This window comes from Paenibacillus anaericanus (genome assembly GCF_003994475.1).
GTDB classification, from domain to species: Bacteria; Bacillota; Bacilli; order Paenibacillales; family Paenibacillaceae; genus Fontibacillus; species Fontibacillus anaericanus.
Genome location: NZ_RZNY01000018.1, coordinates 45,210 through 72,001, shown reverse-complemented (window position 1 = coordinate 72,001; position 26,792 = coordinate 45,210). Strand labels below are relative to the sequence as shown.

General features: G+C 43.3%; 16 protein-coding genes, 1 pseudogene and 2 CRISPR repeat arrays (1 of these 19 only partly in view). Of the genes and pseudogenes, 16 read left to right on the top strand and 1 reads right to left on the bottom strand.

The annotated features are described in order from the left end of the window. Nucleotides 1-6: 6 nt before the first annotated feature. Nucleotides 7-861 carry a MurR/RpiR family transcriptional regulator gene (locus EJP82_RS19585; protein ID WP_127193765.1) on the top strand — a complete coding sequence of 285 codons (855 nt, stop codon included), beginning with the start codon at nt 7-9 and terminating at the stop codon, nt 859-861. A gap of 48 nt (nt 862-909) precedes the next feature. Next, on the top strand, nt 910-1,380 hold the full coding sequence (locus EJP82_RS19580; RefSeq protein ID WP_127193764.1) for a NanQ anomerase/TabA/YiaL family protein: 471 nt from the start codon (nt 910-912) through the stop codon (nt 1,378-1,380). Nucleotides 1,381-1,556: 176 nt separating this feature from the next. Here the strand turns inward: EJP82_RS19580 and EJP82_RS19575 are convergent, their stop codons facing one another. After that, entirely contained in the window at nt 1,557-2,549 is a 993-nt protein-coding gene (locus tag EJP82_RS19575; RefSeq protein ID WP_127193763.1) for an ABC transporter substrate-binding protein, read from the bottom strand. 364 nt (nt 2,550-2,913) lie between these two features. Between EJP82_RS19575 and EJP82_RS19570 the strand changes: the two genes are divergently transcribed. The 14 genes and pseudogenes from EJP82_RS19570 to cas2 all read left to right on the top strand — a co-directional run bounded on the left by EJP82_RS19570 (nt 2,914) and on the right by cas2 (nt 26,029). After that, entirely contained in the window at nt 2,914-3,978 is a 1,065-nt protein-coding gene (locus tag EJP82_RS19570) for a FecCD family ABC transporter permease (protein WP_127193762.1), read from the top strand. Between the two features lie 18 nt (nt 3,979-3,996). Further along, nucleotides 3,997-5,003: pseudogene (locus EJP82_RS19565) on the top strand (FecCD family ABC transporter permease). A 43-nt stretch (nt 5,004-5,046) separates the two neighbouring features. After that, entirely contained in the window at nt 5,047-5,889 is an 843-nt protein-coding gene (locus tag EJP82_RS19560) for an ABC transporter ATP-binding protein (protein ID WP_127193761.1), read from the top strand. Nucleotides 5,890-5,934: 45 nt separating this feature from the next. Beyond that, a complete protein-coding gene (locus EJP82_RS19555) occupies nt 5,935-7,926 on the top strand; it encodes an AraC family transcriptional regulator (RefSeq protein ID WP_127193760.1) in 1,992 nt (663 codons plus the stop codon). A 184-nt stretch (nt 7,927-8,110) separates the two neighbouring features. Beyond that, complete coding sequence (locus tag EJP82_RS19550; protein ID WP_127193759.1) at nt 8,111-10,078, top strand: AraC family transcriptional regulator; 1,968 nt, start codon at nt 8,111-8,113, stop codon at nt 10,076-10,078. A 271-nt stretch (nt 10,079-10,349) separates the two neighbouring features. Further along, complete coding sequence (locus EJP82_RS19545) at nt 10,350-12,065, top strand: ABC transporter ATP-binding protein (RefSeq protein WP_127193758.1); 1,716 nt, start codon at nt 10,350-10,352, stop codon at nt 12,063-12,065. A 40-nt stretch (nt 12,066-12,105) separates the two neighbouring features. Further along, complete coding sequence (locus tag EJP82_RS19540) at nt 12,106-13,152, top strand: NAD(P)/FAD-dependent oxidoreductase (protein WP_127193757.1); 1,047 nt, start codon at nt 12,106-12,108, stop codon at nt 13,150-13,152. A gap of 857 nt (nt 13,153-14,009) precedes the next feature. Continuing rightward, nucleotides 14,010-17,628: direct repeats of the CRISPR family, unit length 32 nt; unit sequence GTCACATCCCACGTGGATGTGTGGATTGAAAT. 454 nt (nt 17,629-18,082) lie between these two features. Beyond that, complete coding sequence (cas3, locus tag EJP82_RS19535) at nt 18,083-20,518, top strand: CRISPR-associated helicase Cas3' (RefSeq protein ID WP_127193756.1); 2,436 nt, start codon at nt 18,083-18,085, stop codon at nt 20,516-20,518. A gap of 53 nt (nt 20,519-20,571) precedes the next feature. Next, nucleotides 20,572-21,294 (top strand): type I-C CRISPR-associated protein Cas5c, encoded by a 723-nt coding sequence (cas5c, locus tag EJP82_RS19530; RefSeq protein ID WP_127193755.1) that lies wholly within the window; start codon nt 20,572-20,574, stop codon nt 21,292-21,294. Then, on the top strand, nt 21,291-23,183 hold the full coding sequence (gene cas8c, locus EJP82_RS19525) for a type I-C CRISPR-associated protein Cas8c/Csd1 (protein WP_127193754.1): 1,893 nt from the start codon (nt 21,291-21,293) through the stop codon (nt 23,181-23,183). The genes cas5c and cas8c overlap by 4 nt, the downstream gene beginning before the upstream one ends. A 5-nt stretch (nt 23,184-23,188) precedes the next feature. Beyond that, on the top strand, nt 23,189-24,052 hold the full coding sequence (gene cas7c, locus EJP82_RS19520) for a type I-C CRISPR-associated protein Cas7/Csd2 (protein WP_127193753.1): 864 nt from the start codon (nt 23,189-23,191) through the stop codon (nt 24,050-24,052). Continuing rightward, on the top strand, nt 24,042-24,701 hold the full coding sequence (gene cas4 / locus EJP82_RS19515) for a CRISPR-associated protein Cas4 (protein ID WP_127193752.1): 660 nt from the start codon (nt 24,042-24,044) through the stop codon (nt 24,699-24,701). The genes cas7c and cas4 overlap by 11 nt, the downstream gene beginning before the upstream one ends. Then, nucleotides 24,698-25,729, top strand: a complete 1,032-nt coding sequence (cas1c, locus tag EJP82_RS19510) for a type I-C CRISPR-associated endonuclease Cas1c (RefSeq protein ID WP_127193751.1) — start codon at nt 24,698-24,700, stop codon at nt 25,727-25,729. Before cas4 ends, cas1c begins: the two co-directional genes overlap by 4 nt. Before the next feature lie 9 nt (nt 25,730-25,738). Next, nucleotides 25,739-26,029, top strand: a complete 291-nt coding sequence (gene cas2, locus EJP82_RS19505) for a CRISPR-associated endonuclease Cas2 (RefSeq protein ID WP_127193750.1) — start codon at nt 25,739-25,741, stop codon at nt 26,027-26,029. Nucleotides 26,030-26,176: 147 nt separating this feature from the next. Then, a CRISPR array of direct repeats spans nt 26,177-26,792; the repeat unit is 32 nt; unit sequence GTCGCATCCCTCGCGGATGCGTGGATTGAAAT (it continues 2,734 nt past the right edge of the window).

Below are 26,792 nucleotides of genomic sequence, written 5' to 3'. Positions count from 1 at the left end.
AGATATTTGCGCACAATCAGTATCTTTTCGACCATTCATTCTAAATATAATAACTTGACGAATACGGAGAAGAAAGTAGCGGACTATGTCCTAGAGAATGCCAAGAGTGTAGTGTACATGTCGATTACAGACCTCGCGGATATATGTGATGTAGGTGAATCGAGCATATTCCGATTCTGTAAATCCTTAAGCTATAAAGGCTATCAGGAGTTCAAGATTGCACTGGCCCATACTATTACGGTGGAGAATGAAATACCACAGCTCACAGACCATATTCTGATGGATGATACGATCGAACAAGTATCTTCTAAGGTATTATCAACAAATATTAGTGCATTGAACGAGACTTACAACTTATTAGACCTACAACTTATGGATAAAGCTATAGACTACTTAATTGGAGCAGAGCGAATCGTTTTCTACGGTGTTGGCTCTTCATTAATAACGGCGTTGGAAGCAAAAATTAAGTTTATGCGGATTACGAACAAAACGGAATGTTCGATGGATTCTCATCTTCAGATGATGTCGGCGGCGTTGATGACCAAGCGGGATGTGGCGGTTATCATTTCATATTCTGGTTCAACCAAAGATTCTATAGCAATTGCACGGAAAGCGAAGGAACGTGGGGCAACCGTCATCTCCATTACTAGATTCGTGAAGTCCCCTTTAACTTCGTATTCAGACCTCACCTTGCTATGCGGCGCCAACGAAGGCCCGCTCCAGGGTGGTTCACTGTCTGCGAAAATTTCTCAGCTCTATTTACTGGATGTATTATATGTGGAATACTTCAAGAGAACCAAAGAAGAATCCATTACGAATAAGGAAATCACAGCTACAGCGGTGACCGAGAAACTGCTGTAGTTGACCGTTTGGACAACCTTAATAAGTTAGATGCGAGGGGATTACTATATGATTCTAAGTTCATTATCATCTTGGGAACACGACAGAAAAGTTGAGCACCCCATTATCGTAGAGGCCATCGAAGAATTGCAGAATATCATAAAGGATCACCCCGCTCCAGGTCGCGTGGAGATTCGCGGCAATGAGATGTACGCTATCGTGATGGAGCTAGATGCTAAATCGCTCGATGAGCAAGTCGCAGAGAATCATGAATCATATATTGATGTCCAATACCTGATTGCAGGTGAAGAAATATATGGTTGGTCACCGCTGCGTGAAGGGATCGAACCCACTAAACCCTATGATAGCGAAGGGGACATTACCTTCTATAACCCGCAAAATGATGAAATATTGCTACCACTGAAACCTGAGATGTTCGTTATTTTCTTCCCTCATGATATTCACCGACCTTGCATGGGAACGAAATCAACGAAGATTAAGAAGGTTGTTATCAAGATTCACGTTAGTTTATTCAAATAAATAAGCAAAATCCCCTGACAACGAACATCAGGGGATTTTTTGTGTCTTCTCGGAACTTAGATTTAGTATTTTGGTAAAAATGTAAAATCTCAGGTTGTAAGGGGAGTTACTGATTTACCCTTATATATGGGAGCGATCAAACGGATGCCTTCCGACTCCGTTCATGTGTTCGTTCACTACTCTCCAGAAATCCATGCTGCAAGTTCCTCCGTTTGGGAGAGAACAGCAATCGGATCGTAATACCAGGATCGTTCTTCCTTCCACACATATAAATGATCGTTCTTAACTGCATCCAATGTATTCCAGATCGGATCTTGTTTGTAATCTTCGAGCGTCTTCGAGTCGGAGGTTAATATAATATAATCCCCTGCGTAGTCTGCTAATACTTCTAGTGAGATCTCCTTATACTGCTTTTCCATGATTTCAGCGGCGATGCTAGAGGGAGGTGTGCGTCCAAGAGCCTGATAAACAGGTTGACCTCCCCGACCAAAGTTGTCTCCATAGACATACACCGCTTTGTCAGTATCTTCAAAGATAGTAAAGGTTGCATCCGGTGGAATTGCCTTATCTACCTTGGATTTGGCCTCGGCAACTCGCTTATCGTAATCCGCCAGCCATGCAGTAGCTTCTGCTTCTCGGCCAAGTAGTTCGCCGAAATAGTTCAACTCCTCATGAGCATTTTTCAACTGGCCATATGGAACAGAAATGGTTGGAGCAGCTTTGCTCAGTAGATTGTATTTGGTTTCATCATTTTCCGATGTAATGATCAGATCGGGCTGTAAATCGATAATCTTCTCAATGGAGCTGTTGCCGTAGGCACCAATATCCTCAATCCCTGCCAGCGCTTCGGCAAAATAGAGATTCTTCAAATGCAACCCCGGTGTGCCGATAGGGATAACATCCAGTGCAATCAAAGCGCCCAAATAGTCATCCGTTACAATTCGCTGCGGTCTGGTAGGTATTTCAACGTCACCATGTATGGTGGTTACTTTTTTTGTTGCTGCGCTGACGTCTGTGGGTTCCGTCGATTCTGCAGGTGCTTCCGTAGTAGTTGGTAACGCCGACGAGTTCTGTTTCTCCGCTGAATTATTTCCGCAGGCTGCTAGAACCAGCACGAATAAGAGTAATACAATCCCCCAATATGGAGTCTTCATATTCCGTTGTTTCATTGTGTATAATTCCTCTCTTTCAACATGGAATGAAATAAATAATGTATTGCATTTACTCTTCAAGCATGGGCAGCATGAAGAAGCGTTAAGGCAGGCGCGTATACATGCTGGACCGTAGCAAGTATTTAGGAGGCATCCGAATGCATCTTATTCTATTGACATTGATAATCATTGTCAATAGAATGAAGGAAGAAATATCTAGTAGCGTATTAAGGGAGGGCAGTGAGAGAGAACTGTCTTGTTTTTTAGCGTAAACAATAAAGAATGATGCCAAATCATGATTTCCTGAATGGTCGTACCGACCATTTTGGTAGAGTTGAATAAATACATATCTATGACTCTGGACATTGCAAAGGTGGAACATATGAAACAAATACTAGAACCCGTTAATCAGAAGAACAAACAATTACCGGCACCCACTGTGAAGTTCCGTAGCCGTCCATGGGTGGCAACATTAATCCTAACAGGTGGACTGGTCGCGCTGATGTTTGGTATCGGTTTATCCGTTTCGTTCGGTGCAGCGGATATTGGATTTCACGTCGTGTGGGAGGCGGTATTTAACTTTAATCCTGAACTCACAGAGCATCAGATTATTCAGGAGTTGCGTCTTCCGCGAGTACTTGGGGGTGCAATGGTTGGTGCTTCCTTTGCCGTGGCAGGGGCAATTATGCAGGGAATGACCCGGAATCCACTCGCAGACTCCGGCCTGCTTGGTCTGAATGCTGGGGCAGGACTTATGCTAGCGATTTGCTTTGCCTTTTTTCCTGGATTGCCGTTTATGTACCTAATTTTGTATTCGTTCTTGGGTGCAGGTCTCGGCGTGGGCTTAGTATACGGGCTGGGTTCGCTAGGTAAAGGCGGACTATCACCCGTTCGATTGGTTCTGGCGGGTGCGGCGCTAAGTGCACTACTTGGTGCGCTTAGTGAAGGCATCGCGCTGTACTTCGAAGTCGGTCAGGACCTTGCATTCTGGTATGCTGGCGGTGTAGCAGGGATGAAGTGGTTCCAACTGAAAATTATGTTTCCTTGGATTACTGTGGCGATCGCAGGAGCAATTGCCTTATCCCGCTCGATTACGATGCTTAGTCTAGGGGAAGATATAGCCCGCGGACTCGGACAGCGAACACATTTGGTCAAGCTGGCAGGTGCGGTCATTGTTCTCATCCTGGCTGGCGCAGCGGTATCCGTTGTTGGTGCCGTCGGCTTTATCGGACTCATTATTCCGCATCTGACACGAAAGCTGGTTGGTGTAGATTACCGCTGGATTATTCCTTGCTCGGCGGTGCTGGGAAGCCTACTTGTCATATTTGCCGATCTAGGGGCAAGGATGATCAATCCGCCCTATGAAACACCACTTGGTGCGGTCGTTGCCCTCATCGGCGTGCCTTTCTTTCTGTATCTGGCACGCAAGGAAAGGAGGGAACTATAAATGGATAATGTACCCTTTATGATGAACGATAAAAAGAAGAGAAATCGAGGCATTCTCATGTTGTCCGTGCTGGGTGCCCTTGTCGTCATTGTCTTTATAATTAGTATGAACACAGGTTACATCCGGCTTTCCCCTGTGGATGTTATACGTACGTTGTTTGGCCTGGGGACTACTAAGCAAAGTCTGATTCTATCTTGCCACGGATTGTAATCTCTGTGCTGATTGGCGCAGGGCTGGCCGTATCTGGCTGCATCATGCAGGGGGTATCGCGAAATGCCTTGGCAGATCCCGGAATTCTCGGGATTAATGCTGGTGCGGGATTAATGGTGATGCTATTTATCTCGTTCTATCCAACAACCGCGGCCGCTCCAGTCTTCCTGCTCCCGGTGCTAGCTCTGGTAGGGGCAGGTCTGACTGCAACGCTCATCTATTCACTCGCATACAAGCGCCATCAAGGCTTATCGCCGACACGTCTACTATTGACAGGTATTGCGGTTGCGGCGGGTATGAGTGCAGCGATGATCGTGCTGACCTTGAAGTTAAGCCCGGAGAAATACCAGTTTGTCGCGACATGGATGGCGGGTAGCATATGGGGAATGAACTGGAAGTTTGTACTCTCGTTGCTGCCATGGATTGTCATATTACTACCTTATGTGTTTTATAAGGCACAGGTCATGAATGTGCTAAATCTCGGAGAACAAACGGCGACCGGACTCGGAGCGCGGGTGTCTCGGGAGCAATTGAAGCTGTTGGCGGCTGCGGTCGCATTAGCTGCTTCCTCGGTCGCAGTAAGTGGCGGTATCGGATTCGTTGGTTTGATCGGCCCGCATCTGGCGCGGCGTCTGGTCGGGCCAAAGCATCAATTGCTACTGCCGACCTCGGCACTGGTGGGTTCGCTGCTCGTCATTACGGCGGATACGCTTGGTCGCTGGGTCCTACAACCTTCGGAAATTCCGACGGGGATTGTAGTAGCCGTTATTGGAGCGCCGTATTTCTTATACCTACTGACCAAGACCCGAGTGTAAGTGACCAAAGATTAACATAAATAAGAAGACTGGGGTGAGGAGCATGAAGGTAATGAATGAACGCCTACATACGACTGAATTGAATATTGGGTATGGAGATACGGCAATTGTTAATGATCTGAATTTGACCGTTCCAACAGGTCAAATAACCGCACTTGTTGGAGCCAATGGTTCGGGAAAGTCGACGATTCTCAAAACGATGGCTCGGCTCATGAAGCCCAAATCTGGCGGAGTATTGCTCGACGGTCAGTCGATCCATTCGCAATCGACGAAGCAAGTCGCCAAGCAACTGGCGATCTTGCCGCAGAATCCGACAGCCCCCGATGGGCTGACGGTATCTGAGCTAGTTGCTTATGGACGTTTCCCGCATCAAAAGGGATTTGGAACGATGACGTCGGAAGATAAATCGATCATTCAGTGGTCCATAGAAGTCACAGGGATGACTGATTTTTATGATCGGCCCGTGGATCAACTTTCTGGGGGACAGCGCCAAAGAGCCTGGATTGCCATGGCTTTGGCCCAGCAAACGGAGATTTTGTTCCTAGACGAACCGACAACCTTCCTAGATATGGCGCATCAACTTGAAGTGCTGCATCTACTTCATAAATTGAACAAAGAAGAAGGACGCACCATCATCATGGTGGTTCACGACCTAAATCACGCTTCCCGTTATGCCCATCATATCGTTGCGATCAAATCGGGGACTGTGATCAGCGAAGGCACGCCTCAACAGGTAATGACCAAGGACGTGTTACGGAAAGTGTTTGGAATCGAAGCCGATATCGTGCCTGATCCGCGCACGGGCGTACCTCTCTGTTTGCCTTATCAACTGTCTACTGTGGAGAGTACAAATAAGGTGTATGGTGAAACCGCAAACGTCATTTGATCTTGGGAATATGGGATTTCCTTTGTCAGAAGGAGTAAGAATGTTATGAATGTACACGAGCATATTTTGTTATGGAACCAAGCCTTCATCAAGATAATAGACATACGTCATACGACCATGGTACAGAAAGAACAATTGCGAAACTATCGATTTCCAGCTAGTACTTTCTTGTACACGGTACGGGGGAGCGCACAAGTGTGGCTGGATCACAACGTACACCTTGTGAAGCGTTTCGATATTCTCCATGGTGGTAAGGGATTATGTCTTGATATTGCGGCGGAGGAAGAATTCGAGTTCTATATGATTTTGTATAAAGCGACTCTTTCTTTACCCTACCGTCAGGAGACTTCACCCTTCATGAAGGGATCTACTCCATTCCAATATCAATATGCTTTTACACCGAGTTATCCGCTGTCTCTCTTTACTATAGTGGAACAGATGAGCAACGAGTGGCAGCGATCAAATGATTTAGAAAAACTGCATGTCAAAACGTTGTTCTATCAATTTGTGTACGAGCTTTCGCAACAATTGCATGCCCAAGGGATCGAGCCGATTAAGCCTGACCTTGTAGCGCAGGCGATCCGCTATATTGATGAAAATTACTACCAACCTATTACACTGGATTCCCTAGCGCAAAATTGGGGTTGTAGTGCTGGTTACTTGTCTAAGTTGTTTAAAGAAAAGATGAACACTAGTCCCATTCATTATCTGGGTGAGGTGCGGGTTGATAAGGCGATCAAGTTGCTGCTGCAGACGGATGCTACTTTGCAGGAGATAGCGGAGAATGTGGGATATCTCGATGGGCATACGTTAAGTCGCAGCTTCAAGAGGTATAAGGGAGTGTCCCCCGCACGGTTCAAAACCGAATGGAAGAATAGGAACCAAGGTGAAGATTTGCCCTTATTTAGACGAAAATTTGCTATTCTCCCGAAAAAGTTTGAGCGGTATATTGGTAATGAGATTGAAAATCATTATCAATATAAAGGGGAAGTGGATTTAAATATGTACAGAAATATGAGGATAAGCGCAATGACAGTGTTCTTGTGTCTGTCATTATTGTTAGGGGCATGTTCAAGTGCGTCGAATACAAGTGGAGGATCGCAAACGCCTACTAATAATAACGTAGAAACGCAAGCGAATTCCGGCAATTCTAATGTGGGACAGGATGTGTCGTCACAAGCAAAGACGCGAATTGTATCTACTATAAAGGGTGATGTGGAAATCCCGGCAGAGCCGCAACGGGTAGCATCAGATCAGTATATGGGACAGTTATTGAAGCTGGGAATTATTCCAGTAGGTGTGCGAGAAGGTATGCTGAAAGAAGCATGGATTGAGAAGGCTGGCATTTCCCCAGATATTCTGGCAAATATCGAAGACCTAGGCTCATTTCCGATGAATGCAGAGAAATTAATAGAATTGGAACCTGATTTGATCATAGGGTCAATAGAGAAAAATATTGAACAATATGAAAAAATCGGGACAACGGTATTCGTGCCATACTGGGAAGGCCTATCTACAGCAGGTCCGATAGAGAAGTTCAGAAGAATCAGTGAAATTTTCGGTAAGCAGCAGGTAGCAGAGACGTGGATCACGGAATATGAACAGAAGGTTGCTGATGCTAGGCAAGAAATTGCAGGCATCATCAAAGAGGGAGAAACGGTTTCCGTAGTTCAGATCGGGTCGAAAGCACTGTTTGTATTATCCGCGACGGGTGGGAATTATGGTAGTGCAACGATCTATCAAATGTTGCAGTTACCACCTACAGAACAAGCATTAAATATGAAAGAGGGATTTGAGAATATATCTCTAGAGGTGCTCCCTGAGTATCTAGGGGATCATGTATTTGTATATGTGAACTCTAAGGAAGATGCGACTGAGATCTTCAAGAGTGCGATATGGAAGGCTGCTCCAGCGGTTGCAAAAGGTCAGGTCTATATGTACGGAGAATTCGATGATGAATTTGTCATGGAAGATCCGTACTCCATGGAGCTACAACTTGAGACTATCGTTAAGGTTCTAAAAGACAATCAGAAGTAGCCTTATCCTAATTAAGCATAGTAAAGCGGACACGATTAGTCACGACCTTCTAGGGGGAGAGTGGCTGGTCGTGTCTTTTTTATGTATATTAGTATTGATAATGATAACTATTATCAATTATGATTAGATGAAGATACTATCGATTGCAGATATCCTGCGATTACTGAGGAGTTGAACATACATAATGCGGTTAAGTGAGCAGCTTATCCTATGGAACCACGCATTCATTAATATTATTGATATTCGCAATATAACAATGGAGCTGGATGAGGAGCTTCGATCGTACCGGCTACCAGCTAATATTTTCTTGTACACGGTACGCGGAAGCGCTCATTTACAATTGGATGGACAACGTCATGAAGCGAATCGATTTCTTATCCTGTATGGTAGCAAGGGCTGCTGCTTGAGCATATACCCGACTGAAGAAGCATTTGAGTATTACATCATCTATTACAAAGCGAGAATCCTACCACCTCTCCGCCAGGAAATAATGTCCATGATGGAACGAAACAATCCGTTTCATATTCAGTATGGCTTTGTACCGGATCATCCTACTTCATTACTGCACAAGGTGGAGCTCATGAATAAGGAATGGCAGGAGAGGGGGGAGCTGGAGCGGTTTCATGTGAAGACGCTGTTCTATCAATTTGTATACGAATTGCTATTGCAAATTCATAACCGTCATATAACTACAACCAAAGTTGACATAGTAGCGCAGGCCAAACATTACTTGCAAGAGCGTTATGCTGAGCCGGTCACGATGGATCTACTAGCAGAGCTACTAGATAGTAGCCCGCGGCATTTATCAAGACTGTTCAAACGCCAAACCGGAAGCAGTCCCATTGATTATGTGATCCAAATTCGGATGGATAAAGCTAAGGAACTACTGCTTACAACCGATGCCACCCTGCAGAAAATTGCCGAGACCATCGGCTATCCGGACAGCTATTATTTCGCGAAAATGTTTAAAAAACATGTGGGAGTAGCACCGATCCGTTATCGATCGGGGAATATAAGGCCGGATGCACGTCCTCATATACCATCGTCTGTGGCTCGATATGACATTGCTCAGGAGAAGGTGAGCCGTTATATTGGTAATGGTTATGATAATCATTATCAATTAAACGAGAGGGGAAACATACCTATGAACCACAGCAACAAGTCACCATTGGGCGTAGCTTTAATGCTCTGTCTCACGCTACTACTTAGTGCTTGCTCTACCGGCACAGCAAGCAATGCTTCTATAAACGGAGGTACGCAGGTATCTGGCGAGGCCTCTACTTCAGCTAATTCCAGTGTAAACCAGGCAGTAGAGGCAGAGCCGCAGACTAAGACGGTATCTACCGTCAAAGGAGATGTCGAAGTGCCGGTTAACCCGCAGCGGGTTGTTGTCCTGTATTTGCTGGGCGATGTACTGGCACTTGGCGTGAAGCCTGTTGGTTCCTCTAGTGCTTACGAAGGGGCGGCCTTTGAGAAGGAGCTAGTTGGAACTAGCGACTTGGGCACATGGTTCGAACCTAGTCCTGAGGCGGTGCTTGCGCTTGATCCGGATGTCATCATTGTTCCTTCTGAGGAAACCTATCAAATGCTCTATCAAATTGCACCAACGGTCTATATTCCCTATGAGAAGATGTCAGTAGATGAACGTCTGAAGCAGATTGGGGAAGTGCTCGGCAAGGAAGGCGAATCACAGACGCTGCTGGACAACTTCTATGCTAAGGTGGAGCAGAGCAAGCAGAAGTTGAAGGCAGCTGGCATTCTGGATAAAAGGGTAAGCATTATGGAAGGCGGCAAAGGCGAAATGAGTGTAATTTCCAGTAAGCAATATGGTCGCGGCTCACAGGTAATCTATGAATACCTGGGGCTGAAAGGACCTGAGCTTATACAGCAGGAGATTGAAACCTCTGATAGTGGGGGCGTTCATAACCTATCCTTTGAGGTATTACCCAAATACGCTGGTGATTATATTTTCCGTTCTTCGTATGAAGGAATGGTGGATTTATCAGATAACGCTATATGGAATAGCATTCCGGCTGTGAAGGAAGGGCGACTCATCGAATTAAGCTTTGGATTATCGTATTATAATGACATTATTTCATTGGATAAGCAGCTTGACTTTATTGTGGATAGTTTGCTAGCAACGGTAAAGTAAGCGAGTCAAATATACACACAATTCAATGATGATATTGCGGGAAAATGGTCAAAGAGAGCTGTCTCCAAAGTGTTCGCTGACTTTGGCGGATGGCTTTTTTTGATGTCTGAACGCAGAAATGAAGATTTGCCATATAAAAAATTCAAAAAATCCATTGTCACAGTTGGATAGGTCATTTATACTTTAAGCTTAATGAAAATGATAATCAATATCATCGAGCTAATTACTGAAGTACAAGTGACATCAGGGCTTGTAATAAAGGAGGATATGTATGCTTCGTCGCTTTTTCGCTTATTACCGCCCATACAAAGGTCTGTTTATATTAGATTTCACCTGCGCTATCATAGCCGCTTTGTTGGAATTAGTATTCCCTGTTGCTGTTAACAAGGTGGTGGATGATTTACTACCAAGCGGTAACTGGAAATGGATCTTATATTCATGTCTCGGCTTGCTGGGCATCTATGTTGTTAGTGCCGCATTACATTTTGTGGTGACTTACTGGGGACACAAGCTGGGGATTAGCATCGAATCGGATATGCGCAAGAAGCTGTTCGACCGAGTGCAAAAGCTATCATTTCGTTTCTTCGATAATAATAAGACGGGACATCTCGTGTCCCGAATGACGAATGATTTGATGGACATTGGGGAAATTGCGCATCACGGACCAGAGGATTTATTTATCGCGGTCATGACGCTCGTCGGCGTGTTCGGTATTATGCTCAGCATCAACTGGCAGATGGCGGTACTAACCTTTATCATTGTCCCGCTTATGATTTATTTGTCTCTATTTTTCAGTAGCAAAATGTCGGCTGCCTTCAAGCGCATGTTCGCAGATATTGCTGACTACAACGCTCGTGTGGAGAACAATGTTAGTGGAATCCGTGTCGTTCAGGCGTTCGCTAATGAGCAACATGAAATCTCACGCTTTGCGGAGAACAACAATCGCTTTCGCTTGACCAAGCTGATCACCTATCGGATTATGGCCTGGAACTCTTCGCTTAGTTTTATTCTAATGAAATGTGTTTCGTTGTTTGTGCTTGTGTGCGGAACGTGGTTTGTCATTCAGAATCGGATGTCATACGGGGAGTTTATCGCTTTTGTGATGTTATCCAACGTGTTTCTTGGTCCGATTCAGCAGATTAACTCTGTGATCGAGACGTACCCGAAAGGGATTGCCGGATTTAAAAGATACCTAGAGCTGCTAGAAACCGAGCCGGATGTGGATGATGCGCCGGATGCGAAGCCGATTACAGAAGTAAAAGGTGATATTACCTACAGTGGGGTAACCTTCGGTTATGAGAACAAGGAGAAGGTGCTAAGTGGAGTAGATCTATCCATTCGGGCCGGGGAAACGGTCGCACTGGTAGGTCCATCTGGCGCTGGGAAGACGACGCTATGTTCACTGTTGCCACGTTTCTACGATGTAGACGAAGGTTCGATTACCATAGATGGCATCGATATTCGCCAGATGACGTTGGAATCGCTGCGTTCACATATCGGCATTGTGCAGCAGGATGTGTTCCTGTTTGACGGTACCATCCGAGAGAATATCGCCTATGGCAAGCTGGATGCATCCGAATCGCAGATCTGGGAGGCGGCGAAGAGAGCGCAGTTGGAAGAGTTAATTCTATCGCAACCGGACGGACTGGATACGTTTATTGGAGAACGGGGCGTGAAGATGTCCGGCGGACAGAAGCAGCGTCTATCCATTGCACGAATGTTCTTGAAGAATCCACCTATCCTCATTTTGGATGAAGCGACATCGGCATTGGATACCGAGACGGAAGCCGCCATTCAATTGGCGCTCTCGGAACTTTCACAGGGACGCACGACACTTGTGATCGCCCACCGATTGGCAACGATCAAAAATGCGGACCGCATTATCGTAGTTGCGGATCAGGGAATTGTTGAACAGGGCAGACATGAGGAATTGATTGCAGTGGGTGGTACATACAGCCGCTTGCATCGAGCTCAGTTTGGAACTTAAAGATCAGTAACATCAAAATTACAAATGCGGAGGCGTGAAAATGAACGAAACATTGGAGCTTTATGACGTGACGATTATCGGCGGAGGGCCTGCCGGATTATATACGACATTTTACAGCGGCATGCGTGAATTAAAGACGAAGCTAATTGAAGCCCAAGATCAGCTAGGCGGGCGGCTGCTTACTTATCCCGAGAAGATCATCTGGGATGTCGGTGGTGTGCCACCGATTCGCTGCGAGCAATTAACTTCCCAGTTAATCGAGCAAGCGAGCACCTTCGAGCCTACGATTGTGCTTGGTCAGCAAATTATAGACTTCGATCGTCAGCCGGACGGTACTTTTATCTTGACCTCATCAAGTGGCGAGCGGCACCATACACGTACGGTAATCCTGACCATCGGTTATGGCATGCGTAAGCAGGCGAAGCTGGAGATCGAAGGAGCAGATCGCTACGAAGTGACGAACCTGTACTATACGGTGCAGGAGCTGGAAGTATTCCGGGACAAACGAGTACTGATCTCTGGAGGCGGGGATTCGGCGGTAGACTGGGCGAATGAGTTGGAGTCGATTGCCGCGCATGTAACGGTAGTACACCGACGCGATAGCTTTGGCGGACATGAGCGAAACGTGTCTCGGATGAAACAGTCCTCGGTAGATGTGCGCACACCGTATGCAGTTGGGGCGTTACATAGCAATAATGGAACAAGTATCGAACAAGTGACAATTGCACATATAGAAACGGAAGAGCAAGAACAACTGGAGGTTGATGCAGTCATCGTGAATCACGGGATGAAGAGTGATTTCGGCCCAATCCGTGATTGGGGCCTCGACCTGGGGGAATGGAACGCGAATGTAGGCGAGCGCATGACGACCAATATCCCTGGCATCTTCGGCGCAGGCGATTTCGCATCTTATGGCAGCAAAGTGGGACTGATTGCTGGAACGTTTACGGACGCTGTATTGGCACTTAACAGCGCCAAACTGTATATGGATCCAGAGGCCACGAGAATGGCGTATGTATCCTCACATAACGAGCGGTTTAAGAAGAAGAATCAGGAGCTAGGTTTACTCGTGGAGGAAAAAGTGTAATTACAAAAATAAGATGAGTGTCCTCTGGAAGGTTTCGATAGCATAGTTGACTTTGTCTAGGGTTGATCATTATTAACTAGAAGACTTGTCAGTATCAAAGATATTAAGATGACTAAGGCTGAAGCTGCCATATGGATTACAATGTCATAAGGACGAGGAATAGTGATATATCCGAAAATCACGTCCCTGAGCAAAGTGAATAGAATGCAAAATAAAGAAAAAATACCAACAACGAAAGGGTTAACTTCTTAAGTGTGAGTTTCATGTGGATCATCCTTTTCATAAGATTTAAATATAGTCCGTCAGAGCTAGTTTGATTCGGGATAACTCAAATATATGTCACCCCTTGTATAATTTATATACTTGGGAGATCCGTTGGCAGTGGGTTCGATGGATAAATACGTATGTTTATATATGTGAATTAGTGATCAACAAGCCAAGTGCTTGTTGGTTTATTTATTCTTCCATGTTAAAATTTGGAGGTAAAGATGATTTATTGCTGTCGAATGTTGAGAATATAGAATGATGACTACAATGAACTCGAGGTATCGCAGATGAAACAAGAATTGTAAGAACAGATCATTAATAATATAACGAGACTGCCTTTGGGGACTCAGGGTTTAGGTAAACCAATAAGACTTCTACATCGTTGTCGAATAAAATTAGTAAAAAACAAAGCTATTTATACGGTGCGAATGTAAAGCGCACATAAAATTCCAGGGAGATTCGCACCGATAAATTACCTTATAATAGAAATTTAAATCTCCAAAAGAGGATAATCGAAAAAAATCAGGCAAATTAAACCAATCTATACACTCGAAATGCGAATATTAGTTCATTTTTGCTTAAAATTCGCTGTCACATCCCACGTGGATGTGTGGATTGAAATTTAAAAGCAACACAGCTTACAAGTTCATAGAACTGTCACATCCCACGTGGATGTGTGGATTGAAATTAGCAATCGTTATTGTAGGGTTGTTCATCGTCAAACGTCACATCCCACGTGGATGTGTGGATTGAAATTTTTAACTCTGGAATCATTGTTTTCCCTCCCTAAGTCACATCCCACGTGGATGTGTGGATTGAAATTCTGAGGTATTAGTTACACCTAAAAAGATATCACGTCACATCCCACGTGGATGTGTGGATTGAAATAAACATAGCCTTGCTGATCTTGAATGACTCTACTAGTCACATCCCACGTGGATGTGTGGATTGAAATTCTCAAACATTAACTTCGCTTTGGCTTCCTTACGTCACATCCCACGTGGATGTGTGGATTGAAATTTAATAACGAGTTGATCCTTTATAGCCTGTGTCTCAGTCACATCCCACGTGGATGTGTGGATTGAAATACGTTCTCCACCTTGGCTAGTAAATGGTCTATCTGTCACATCCCACGTGGATGTGTGGATTGAAATGTCCAGTTAGGTGAGCTCTCTCTGTGGCGTTCCTGTCACATCCCACGTGGATGTGTGGATTGAAATTGACCTCGTCAGTAGGGGCTTTACCCCTAGACCGCGTCACATCCCACGTGGATGTGTGGATTGAAATTTAGTTGTTGATGGTCACGAAACAGACGTACACTAGTCACATCCCACGTGGATGTGTGGATTGAAATTTAGTTGTTGATGGTCACGAAACAGACGTACACTAGTCACATCCCACGTGGATGTGTGGATTGAAATTTAGTTGTTGATGGTCACGAAACAGACGTACACTAGTCACATCCCACGTGGATGTGTGGATTGAAATCCTAACAGTAAACGACAAATAGTTGCCCGGCTCCAGTCACATCCCACGTGGATGTGTGGATTGAAATATTTCTTTTGCCTTTTCGTCTTTATTAAGGATATCGTCACATCCCACGTGGATGTGTGGATTGAAATCGAAACCCGAAGAGTTTATAGTGAATTTGTTTGAGTCACATCCCACGTGGATGTGTGGATTGAAATTTTATCCATAATTTCAATAACTTCATTTTCAATTGTCACATCCCACGTGGATGTGTGGATTGAAATTTGTAGTTGTCCCTGTATCTGCTATTGTAACATCGTCACATCCCACGTGGATGTGTGGATTGAAATAAAATCCATAAGCTCCCCAGACACCGGATAAGGCGTCACATCCCACGTGGATGTGTGGATTGAAATTGTATCTCGTATAAATTCTCTGAGGTATTCGTTACGTCACATCCCACGTGGATGTGTGGATTGAAATTTTAGATGTACACCAAAATCTTTTGATTACAGTTGTCACATCCCACGTGGATGTGTGGATTGAAATCGACAGAAGACGCCACTATGACACCAAGTAAAAATGTCACATCCCACGTGGATGTGTGGATTGAAATCATTAGATCAGATCAAACGATTATCTAGCGGCAGTCACATCCCACGTGGATGTGTGGATTGAAATTCCCCTATAAGGGTTAATCATTCAAACCTCCGTTGTCACATCCCACGTGGATGTGTGGATTGAAATCCTGTGGTTAACAATGATGATCCAGACCGTATTCGTCACATCCCACGTGGATGTGTGGATTGAAATATCTTAGCAATCATCGAATTCATTGCGTTTAGGTGTCACATCCCACGTGGATGTGTGGATTGAAATCTCCTTTTCCTCCGGTTCCGAGTTCGATTTCGACGTCACATCCCACGTGGATGTGTGGATTGAAATCGGTTAGTAATACAAATACTCCTCAATCAGTTGAACGTCACATCCCACGTGGATGTGTGGATTGAAATTTTGCGCATCTTGGGAATATTCCTGTACTCATAGTCACATCCCACGTGGATGTGTGGATTGAAATACCTAGTACTAATATAACTCCAATTAAATATGGTGTCACATCCCACGTGGATGTGTGGATTGAAATTGTCCTCCGTTGTCGGTAACATAAAGGTTATACGTCACATCCCACGTGGATGTGTGGATTGAAATCTCCAATTCTTATGAACGGTTTTATTCACAGTGATGGTCACATCCCACGTGGATGTGTGGATTGAAATCAAATTGGATATAAAGGGCTTATCACTTTAGCCTTGTCACATCCCACGTGGATGTGTGGATTGAAATTATCCAGAGTTAGCATTGGTAGATTGGAATCTAAGTCACATCCCACGTGGATGTGTGGATTGAAATCAACATTAAAGATATTGAGCAGTAGGACGAAACTGTCACATCCCACGTGGATGTGTGGATTGAAATTAACAAAAGTGTCCCCATACTGTGTCGTAATCCAGTCACATCCCACGTGGATGTGTGGATTGAAATATATCCCATGGCTTGTCCATCCTTTCAGGTAGGTAGTCACATCCCACGTGGATGTGTGGATTGAAATTGTACTCAGTATCGATAGACCGAGTACATCATCGTCACATCCCACGTGGATGTGTGGATTGAAATATTTTCATATTTCCGAGAAGATCGGCTGTACGTTGTCACAACCCACGTGGATGTGTGGATTGAAATGATTTGGTTCATGACGGCGTTTATTGCGATCAAAAGTCACATCCCACGTGGATGTGTGGATTGAAATCGTAAATCGTGCATATCTCCTTGGGCTTGCGTCAAGTCACATCCCACGTGGATGTGTGGATTGAAATACCATTGAACGTTGATCCCGCTTGATTAATTACAGTCACATCCCACGTGGATGTGTGGATTGAAATAAAATTAAAAGAACGTCATAATGAAAGTTTAAAGTCACATCCCACGTGGATGTGTGGATTGAAATTTTTTGTTTGCGATTATGCGACATGGATGTACGAGTCACATCCCACGTGGATGTGTGGATTGAAATATCCATTACGTTTACTGGTATGGCATGCAGCTGTGGTCACATCCCACGTGGATGTGTGGATTGAAATCCTGTACGCCGTGTAATATCGTTTATGGCCTCGATGTCACATCCCACGTGGATGTGTGGATTGAAATTAGTGGTCGTCCTCATACCGATACTTCGGGTTTGGGGTCACATCCCACGTGGATGTGTGGATTGAAATAGAAGTAGACACTTCCAATATCGGTCCCCAATCGGTCACATCCCACGTGGATGTGTGGATTGAAATTTTGATGAGTTGCTTTTCCTCGGTTGTATGCATTGTCACATCCCACGTGGATGTGTGGATTGAAATGGTCTCCTTATTGCGCTCATCGGCGCGTGGTTTATGTCACATCCCACGTGGATGTGTGGATTGAAATAGGAATGAGTGAGAACACCGAGAACTTAAATTTGTCACATCCCACGTGGATGTGTGGATTGAAATATGAGATCCGATGTCACAGAAAGCACGTCATGATATGTCACATCCCGCGTGGATGTGTGGATTGAAATAAACATATCGCAAGCGCTATAGTCTGATTTAATGGTCACATCCCACGTGGATGTGTGGATTGAAATGCTAGGTGATTTGGTCAAATCGGGGGCCTGTCGGACGTCACATCCCACGTGGATGTGTGGATTGAAATTCCAAGTTAGTGACCATGTTTTAGCAGTGCCAGGTCACATCAAGGACAAACAACTGAGATATCAGTCACATTCCTCGTTGACGCGTTAATAAATGTACAATAGGGATCATGAAATGATTATAAGCGGGAAGATAAAAGCAAGTTCAGGTTGTCCGAAGGATAATGAAGTTCTGACAAATGGATCATTATGTAAAATGTAGGTCGAACTAATGGTTCGGCTTATTTGTATTTTTACAAGATATTACCTTAATTTATTTAGATCCTTAGTATCGCTTAAATCAGCTAATAGTTAGTAACCACGGAGATTAATAATCTTAATCACGCTTTGATAAATGCTACGAAGAGGCAATATCCTAGAATCACCAATTTTATAAATATTTTGGAAGGTGATTCATTAAGTATGTCGAATCATGTTTATAACTAGGGTAAAAATATGTCGCAGGGGGAAAGTGAAATGAATTATGTGGCTCATATTCGTGAGAGCGATCATCAGTACCAGACTGTGGAAGAACATTTGCTAGGGGTTAAGCTTTTAGCGGAATCCTATGGAGCGAAAATAGGGGTCGAACACATTGCTGGTTTGGCTGGTATGTTACATGATATGGGGAAATATACGGATGAGTTCAGAGAGTACATAATAGAGGCCGTTAATAATCCGGATTCTCCTCCGCGAAGAGGGAGTGTTGACCATTCAACAGCAGGTGGGAAGTTTTTATACAAATTATTCCATGTCGAAAATATCCATCGAGACAAAGGGTTATTATCTGAAGTTGTTGGAAATGCAATTATATCTCATCACTCTTATCTCCAGGATTTTCTGAACCCGGAACTAGAGTCGAACTATTTACAGCGAGTTCGAGACAAAGACTTGAAGGAATACAAATGGACGGAACAGAGGTTTTTTGAACTAGTGATGAGTAAAGATGAATTCCATCATTATGTAGACGAGGCTGCTGCTGAGTTGAGGAATTATTTAGATAAGGAACCTTCCGTGAGCTCTGAAACAAATTTGATGTTCTTAACCAAGTTTATATTCAGCGCTTTAATCGATGCCGATCGAACAAACACCCGACTATTTGAGGGAAATAAAGCTGATGAACCGGCTCTTGATTATAAGCAGCTTTTTGCTTCTTATTATGACAAGCTTATGAGTAAGATTGATTCTTTTGCAGGTCAAAGTAGTTCCCAAACTCCTATTAATTTATTAAGAAGCGAGATGTCTAGACAGTGTGACCATTGTGCCGAGAGGCCAACTGGCATCTACACTTTATCCATTCCAACCGGCGGCGGTAAAACTTTGGCCAGCTTGAGATATGCACTTAAGCACGCCAAGACATATCACAAAAAACATATTATTTATGTCGTTCCTTATACAACAATAATTGAGCAAAATGCAGCGGAAGTACGCAAGATTCTACTGGACGACGCTAATATTTTGGAGCATCACTCAAATGTAGTTGAGGACACGAGTGATGATGATGAGCATTTGGATGGCGTGGTCAACGTACAGCAAAAGTTGAAGCTTGCCAAAGATAACTGGGATTCGCCGATTATTTTTACTACAATGGTACAGTTTTTGAATGTGTTTTATGCCAAAGGAAGCAGGAACATTCGACGTCTACATAACTTATGCGAATCGGTTATCATCTTTGATGAAGTGCAGAAGGTACCCGTTTCATGTGTCTCTTTATTTAATGAAGCATTAAATTTTTTGCGGACCTTTGGTCATTCCGGTATTGTGTTATGCACTGCAACGCAGCCGGCCTTAGACTTTGTTGAGCATAAGCTGAAGATTAACACAGACGCTGAAATGATTGATAATCTGGATCATGTCATTGAAGCATTTAAACGTGTGGAAGTGATCGATCAGGCGACAGACGAAGGGTTTAATAATGATAAGCTATGTGACTTTATTGTGGAGAAAATAGATGAGGTTCAAAGTGTGCTAGTTATTTTAAATACTAAGACAGTAGTGAAAAGATTGTATCAGCAAATGCAATTAAACATGGCTGGAAGCGATGTCCCTATCTATCATCTCAGTACATCTATGTGTGCTGCGCATCGGAACGATCTTTTGCAAAAAATTAGAGAGCATTTAAACAATGACGATAAAATCATATGTATCAGCACACAATTAATTGAGGCAGGAGTAGATGTCAGTTTTGAATGTGTGGTTCGTTCTTTGGCCGGACTAGATTCTATTGCGCAAGCTGCAGGCAGATGCAATCGTCATGGGGAGCAAGAATTACAACAGGTTTATGTAATAGATCATATCGAAGAAAACCTTAAGCATTTACGAGAAATTAAGGTTGGCAAGGAAATATCTAAGAAGATTCTTATTGATTTGAAAAATAATCAGCAATATCATGGCGGCCATATATTATCAATTCAAGCTATGGAGAAATATTTTAAAGAGTTTTATTCTAAATTTAAAACGGACTTGGATTACCCTATACCTAAATTAGGCTCGAAGATGACTAGTTTATTGTTAGCTAATATTGCTGATAATTCATACTTTCAAGCCTACTCTACCAAGAATAAAGAGCGGCTTCCTTTATTCTTGGCGAACAGCTATAGAACAGCCGCTGAACATTTTCGTGTAATTCATGATCTTACAACATCGGTAATCGTACCATATGGGGATGAGGGTAAGGACATTATTGCAGAACTGAATGGTGAACGCAGAATTGAAGAGCTAACACGATTATTACGTAGATCGCAACAGTATACGATTAATTTATTTAAATATGAACACGATCAATTGGATAAGAACGCTGGATTGGAGAGCTGTCTTGATGGACATGTCTTGGTATTAAAAGAAGGAGCTTATAGTGAGGAATTTGGTCTTGATCTTCAGAATGAGAGTGGGTTTGATTTGAGTATGTATTAGTATTTAGATCATTATGGAAACGATAAAGACAACTCAAGAAAGGAGGTGAGACTATGAGAAATTCGGTAGAGTTTGAAATTACAGGAAACTATGCGCTGTTCACGGATCCTCTCACCAAACTGGGCGGGGAAAAACTCTCTTACCAGGTGCCGAGCTATCAGGCACTAAAAGGTGTAGTGGAATCCATATATTGGAAACCCACACTAATTATGATTGTAGACAAGATCCGTGTAATGAAACCTATCCGCATGGAATCCAAAGGCATTCGTCCAATCGAGTACGGCGGGGGAAATACGCTGGCTAACTATACTTATTTAAGAGATGTTCGTTACCAGGTGACAGCTCACTTTGAATTTAACATGAACCGTCCGGATTTGGCGCATGACCGTAACGAAAATAAGCATCATAATATTTTCCGGAGATGTGTTCAAGCCGGAGGTCGAAGAGATATTTTCCTCGGAACACGGGAATGTCAGGGTTATGTGGAGCCCTGTGTATTTGGGGAAGGTAAGGGATTTTACGATGATTATGGTGATATACATCTCGGTAATATGGTGCATGGCATCAGTTATCCGGATGAAACGGGACGGGATCAAATGGAAGTGCGTCTATGGAGTCCCGTCATGAGAGATGGTGTGATCGAGTTTATACGTCCCGATGAATGTACGCAGATTCGTAAAGCAGCGGATGATATGAAACCGAAGCATTTTGACCAAACCAATGTAGAATCAGTAGATGAGCTATATGCCCAAATGGAAGGGGGTGGGGATCTATGAGCTGGCTATTAAATTTATACGAGACTTATGAGTCCAATCTGGATAGAGTTGGTATCATTGAACAAAAATATAACGGTCAAGAGTACACGTTACTGCCTGTCTCTCATACAACGCAAAATGCTCATATTGAAGTAGGAATTACGGAAGACGGTGAATTTCATTCAGCTTTCGTGATCGACAAGAACGATATGAGCACATTAATTCCATGTACAGAGAAGTCAGCGAGTCGGGCAGGTAAGGTAATATCTCCTTATCCCTTGCACGACAAATTAGTTTATGTAGCTGGTGATTTTACTGTTTATAGCGGTGAAGGAGAGGATGCTGAATCTTTCATACATTACATTAAGCAATTAGGGGAATGGGCCAACTCACCACATGGTACTTCGAAGGTTCGTAGTATTTATAATTATTTGAAAAAAGGCCAACTTATTCGTGATTTAGTAGAACATAACATCTTGTTTATTGATTCTGACCATCGGCTAATTGAGAAATGGGATAAAAAATACGAGTTACTACATTCTGATAAACCTCCTATTTTCGCCGCAGTTGCAGGTGGACAGGAAAGTGCTTTTATACGTTTTAATGTTTATTCGCCTAGCGATATTTTAACTGAAGTGTGGAAGGATCAGGAGATGTATAATTCTTTCATTCAGTATTATCGGGATTTGCTAGGTAATGAGGACATTTGCTATGTAACAGGACAAACTCTGCCAAGTACGGATAAGCATGCAAACAAGATTCGTAATGCGGCAGACAAGGCGAAGTTAATTTCAGCAAATGATTCAAGTGGCTTTACCTATCGAGGTCGGTTTAATTCAAGTAACGAGGCTGCAAGTATTAGTTATGAAGTGTCTCAAAAGGCGCACAATGCACTTAAATGGTTAATTAATCGCCAAGGTAGATTTGCCGATCAACGGGTGTTTTTGGTATGGGGCAATGATGCTCTGGATATTCCTGATCCAACCGTAGATACTTTTGCGATTGATCCTAGACCAATCATTCTTGCCAAGAAATCTTACACTAACCAAGAGTATGCGAATGAAGTCTCCAAAGCCTTGGATGGTTATAGGAATGATCTGTCTACCAAGGCAGACGTTAATATTATGATTCTTGATTCAGCAACAACTGGACGAATGGCCGTGCTGCACTATCGAAATATGGATAAGAATCTATATTTGGACAAGTTGGAGAAGTGGCATTCAACCTGTGTGTGGCTGCATCGTTATCGCAAAGATGATCAGGGGGAGTTTGTGCAATTTATCGGTGCGCCAGCCACGAAAGATATTGCTTTTGCAGCTTATGGGCCACGGGCGAATGAGAAGATAGTAAAGGGACTAATGGAACGGATGCTGCCATGTATTGTAGATGACATTAGGATTCCACAAGATATTGTAAATAGTGCCATCCACCGAGCAACCAACCCTGTATCGATGGAAAAATGGGAATGGGAGAAGACGTTAAGCATCGCATGTGCCTTAATTAATAGACAGGAGGGATTAAAGTTGGCGTTAGATACAGAAACGGATGATCGCGATTATTTATTTGGACGATTGTTAGCGGTTGCTGATGTATTGGAAAGACGGGCATTAGGGGATGAGATGCGTTCCAGCAACGCGATTCGTTATATGAATTCTTTTTCAATGCATCCCGAGAGAACCTGGATGACGATCCAAAGAAGTTTGCAGCCGTATCAGGCACGGTTAGGTACAAAAGCAACCTACCTTTCCAAAATTATTGATGAAGTTGCATCCAAATTTAAAGTCGACGATTTCAGCAACAAGCCTCTATCTGGAAAATACTTGTTAGGTTTTTATAGTCAAAGACACGAACTCTACCAAAAGAAAGAAAATAATAATAATGATGCAGTAAATGCATCTAATGAGGAGTGATTAATATGTCAACATTAGATCATAAGATTGATTTTGCTGTCGTATTATCCGTAAAGAGTGCTAACCCCAATGGAGATCCGTTGAATGGTAATCGTCCACGGCAGAATTACGACGGCCATGGTGAGATTTCGGATGTAGCGATTAAGCGGAAGATTAGAAACCGTCTGCAGGACATGGGAGAATCTATTTTTGTCCAATCCAATGATCGTAAAGTAGATGCATTTAACAGTTTAAGAGAGCGCGCAGATGCGAATGCTGATTTGAATAAAATTTTGAAGTCAAAAACAGCCTCAAGTGATGAATTCGCCAGTGTTGCTTGCCAGGAATGGATTGATGTTCGCAGCTTTGGACAGGTGTTTGCATTCAAAAGCGCTGATAAAGGGGCAGGTGTCTCTGTTGGTGTAAGAGGTCCAGTCTCTATTCATACGGCTACCAGCGTTAATCCGATTGATATTACAAGTATGCAAATCACGAAGAGTGTCAACTCGGAACCGGGCAAGGACAGAGGCTCGGATACGATGGGAATGAAACATCGTGTGGATTATGGACTTTATGTTATTTATGGGAGCATCAATACTCAATTAGCGGAGAAAACCGGGTTTACATACGAAGATGCGGACAAGATTAAGCAAGCGCTTGTAACACTATTTGAAAATGATTCCTCTGCCGCAAGACCCGATGGAAGTATGGAAATTCATAAAGTATATTGGTGGGAGCATTCTTCTAAGCTGGGTCAATATTCTTCCGCCAAAGTACATCGCTCACTAACGATAAAATCACGTGTCGAAGAGCCCAAAACCATTGATGATTATTCTATAGAATTGAATGAATTGGAAGGATTAAAGGTTGAGATCATAGATGGCCTGTAGTGAAGACGATGATTATTTAATGTTGTCTGGGATTCAACATTTTCAATTTTGTAGGCGACAGTGGGCACTTATTCATATTGAACAGCAGTGGGAGGAGAACGTTAGAACTGTTGAAGGTCAGTATTTACATCGTAAGGCGGATCAGCCATTTGTTAGAGAGAAACGGGGTGATAAACTCATCGTACGTGCCATGCCTGTCAAATCTAATGACCTGAAAATAACAGGTATTTGTGATGTGGTTGAGTTTATCAGAGATAACAGTGGTGTTGAAATCAGTGGAGCTGAGGGAAAGTATATGCCATATCCAGTTGAATACAAACGGGGAAAACCTAAGATGGATGATGCTGATCTTTTACAGCTAACAGCTCAAGCTTTATGTTTGGAGGAAATGCTTCTGTGTGAAATAAACACGGGTTATATGTTCTATAATGAAATTAAACATCGAGTCGAAGTGCCACTGACTGCTGAGATTAAAAGTAAAGTGAGATTAGTCGTTTCAGAAATGCAAGATTATTACAGCCGGAAATTTACTCCTAAAGTGAAAACAGGTTCCTTTTGCAACAGTTGCTCCCTTCATTCGATATGTTTACCTGAACTCATGAATAAACGAACTGTGAAAAGTTATATCGAAGGGAAAATTGGGGAATGAAAAAACTTCTGAATACACTATTTGTTACTCAACCCGATGTTTATTTATCGCTAGATGGGGACAATGTTGTCCTACTTAAGGAACAGGAGAAGTTAGGTAGATTACCTCTTCATAATCTGGAATCTATTGTGACCTTTGGTTATACAGGGGCAAGCCCAGCGTTAATGGGATATTGTGCGGAGAGGAATATTTCCATTGTCTTCTTAACGATGAACGGGAGGTTCCTTGCCAGAGTTATTGGTTCCAGTAAGGGGAATGTAGTTCTAAGGAAGAAACAGTCTCTTGCATCTGAAGATGAAGAGCTATCAGCAAGAATTGCCCGGAATTTTATTATAGGTAAGATTTATAACCATAAATGGATGATTGAAAGAATGACTAGAGATTATCCACTACGTATAGATATTACAGGGTTTAAGGAAGTGTCTTTGCACCTATCTTCTATTATGGCAGATATAAGAGAATGTGAGGATTTGGAGCGGTTAAGGGGATTAGAGGGACAGGCTGCCTTAAGCTATAATAAACTGTTTGACCAAATGATTTTACAGCAGAAAGACGACTTTTTTTTTCGCTCTCGTTCCCGCAGACCACCATTAGATCCTGTGAACGCCATGCTGTCGCTTGCCTATACACTACTGGCTAATGACATGACATCTGCTTTAGAGGGAGTTGGGTTAGATGCATACATAGGATTTTTGCATCGAGATCGTCCCGGGCGGGCATCGCTCGCTTTAGATGTCATGGAGGAATTGCGTGGGGTGTTTGCAGACAGATTTGTGTTGTCGCTGATTAATAAAAGAATAGTCAATCCAGAAGATTTCGTTCGTAAGGAAAATGGAGCCGTGATCATGACGGATGAAGCCAGAAAGAAATTCCTGGGTGCGTGGCAAAATAAGAAGCAAGAGAAGATTACACACCCGTATTTAGCCGAGAAAATATCTTGGGGATTAGTACCGCATGTTCAAGCCTTACTATTAGCACGGTATTTGCGAAATGATCTGGATGAGTACCCTCCATTCCTATGGAAGTAGGTGCAGCTAATGCTGATAATAGTTACATATGATGTAAGTACGATGGATAGTGAAGGGCAGAGAAGATTACGTAATGTATCAAAAATATGTCAGAATCACGGTCAACGCGTCCAAAACTCCGTGTTTGAATGTATTGTTGATTCGACCCAATTCGCTGTATTAAAAATGAAGCTTGAAGATGTAATTGACCAGAATCAGGACAGTCTTAGATTCTATCAACTTGGCAACAATTACAGAAACAAAGTTGAGCACATTGGCATTAAAGCCTCCCTTGATTTGGAAGGGCCTTTAATTTTGTAGTGCGAATCCAAAGCGAACATGAATTTCCCGGGACATTCGCACCGAGAAAACCATGCAATACATCCAAATAAAGAAAAAAATGTATAATTTAAATGATGTTTTGGTTAGGGAAGGCTGATTTCTAGGTTAAATTACTAGAAAATCGGAGTCGCATCCCTCGCGGATGCGTGGATTGAAATATGGGAGACTACAACGGGCAATCAATATGTTTCGGTCGCATCCCTCGCGGATGCGTGGATTGAAATAAGGTACGTATATTTAACCCTTTTGCTCATCGCGGTCGCATCCCTCGCGGATGCGTGGATTGAAATCTCTCCATTTCCCAGTTGTCATTTACCCACTCTAGGTCGCATCCCTCGCGGATGCGTGGATTGAAATATAATCGCCCCTAGCTCCCCGGCTCTAACTGTCCGTCGCATCCCTCGCGGATGCGTGGATTGAAATTTCCTATCCTGCCAGTATGACTTCGCTTCCTAGATGTCGCATCCCTCGCGGATGCGTGGATTGAAATCGATCAGATAATTTATACGTTAGGGATAATACATAAGTCGCATCCCTCGCGGATGCGTGGATTGAAATAGCTGGACCCCTTATGCGGTCGTAATTGTCTGAGTCGCATCCCTCGCGGATGCGTGGATTGAAATCTGTATGCCGTGAAGCTGGCTTATAAGAAAATGACGTCGCATCCCTCGCGGATGCGTGGATTGAAATAATTCTATTGAAAGGGGGTTCTTCATCAGATTCGGTCGCATCCCTCGCGGAT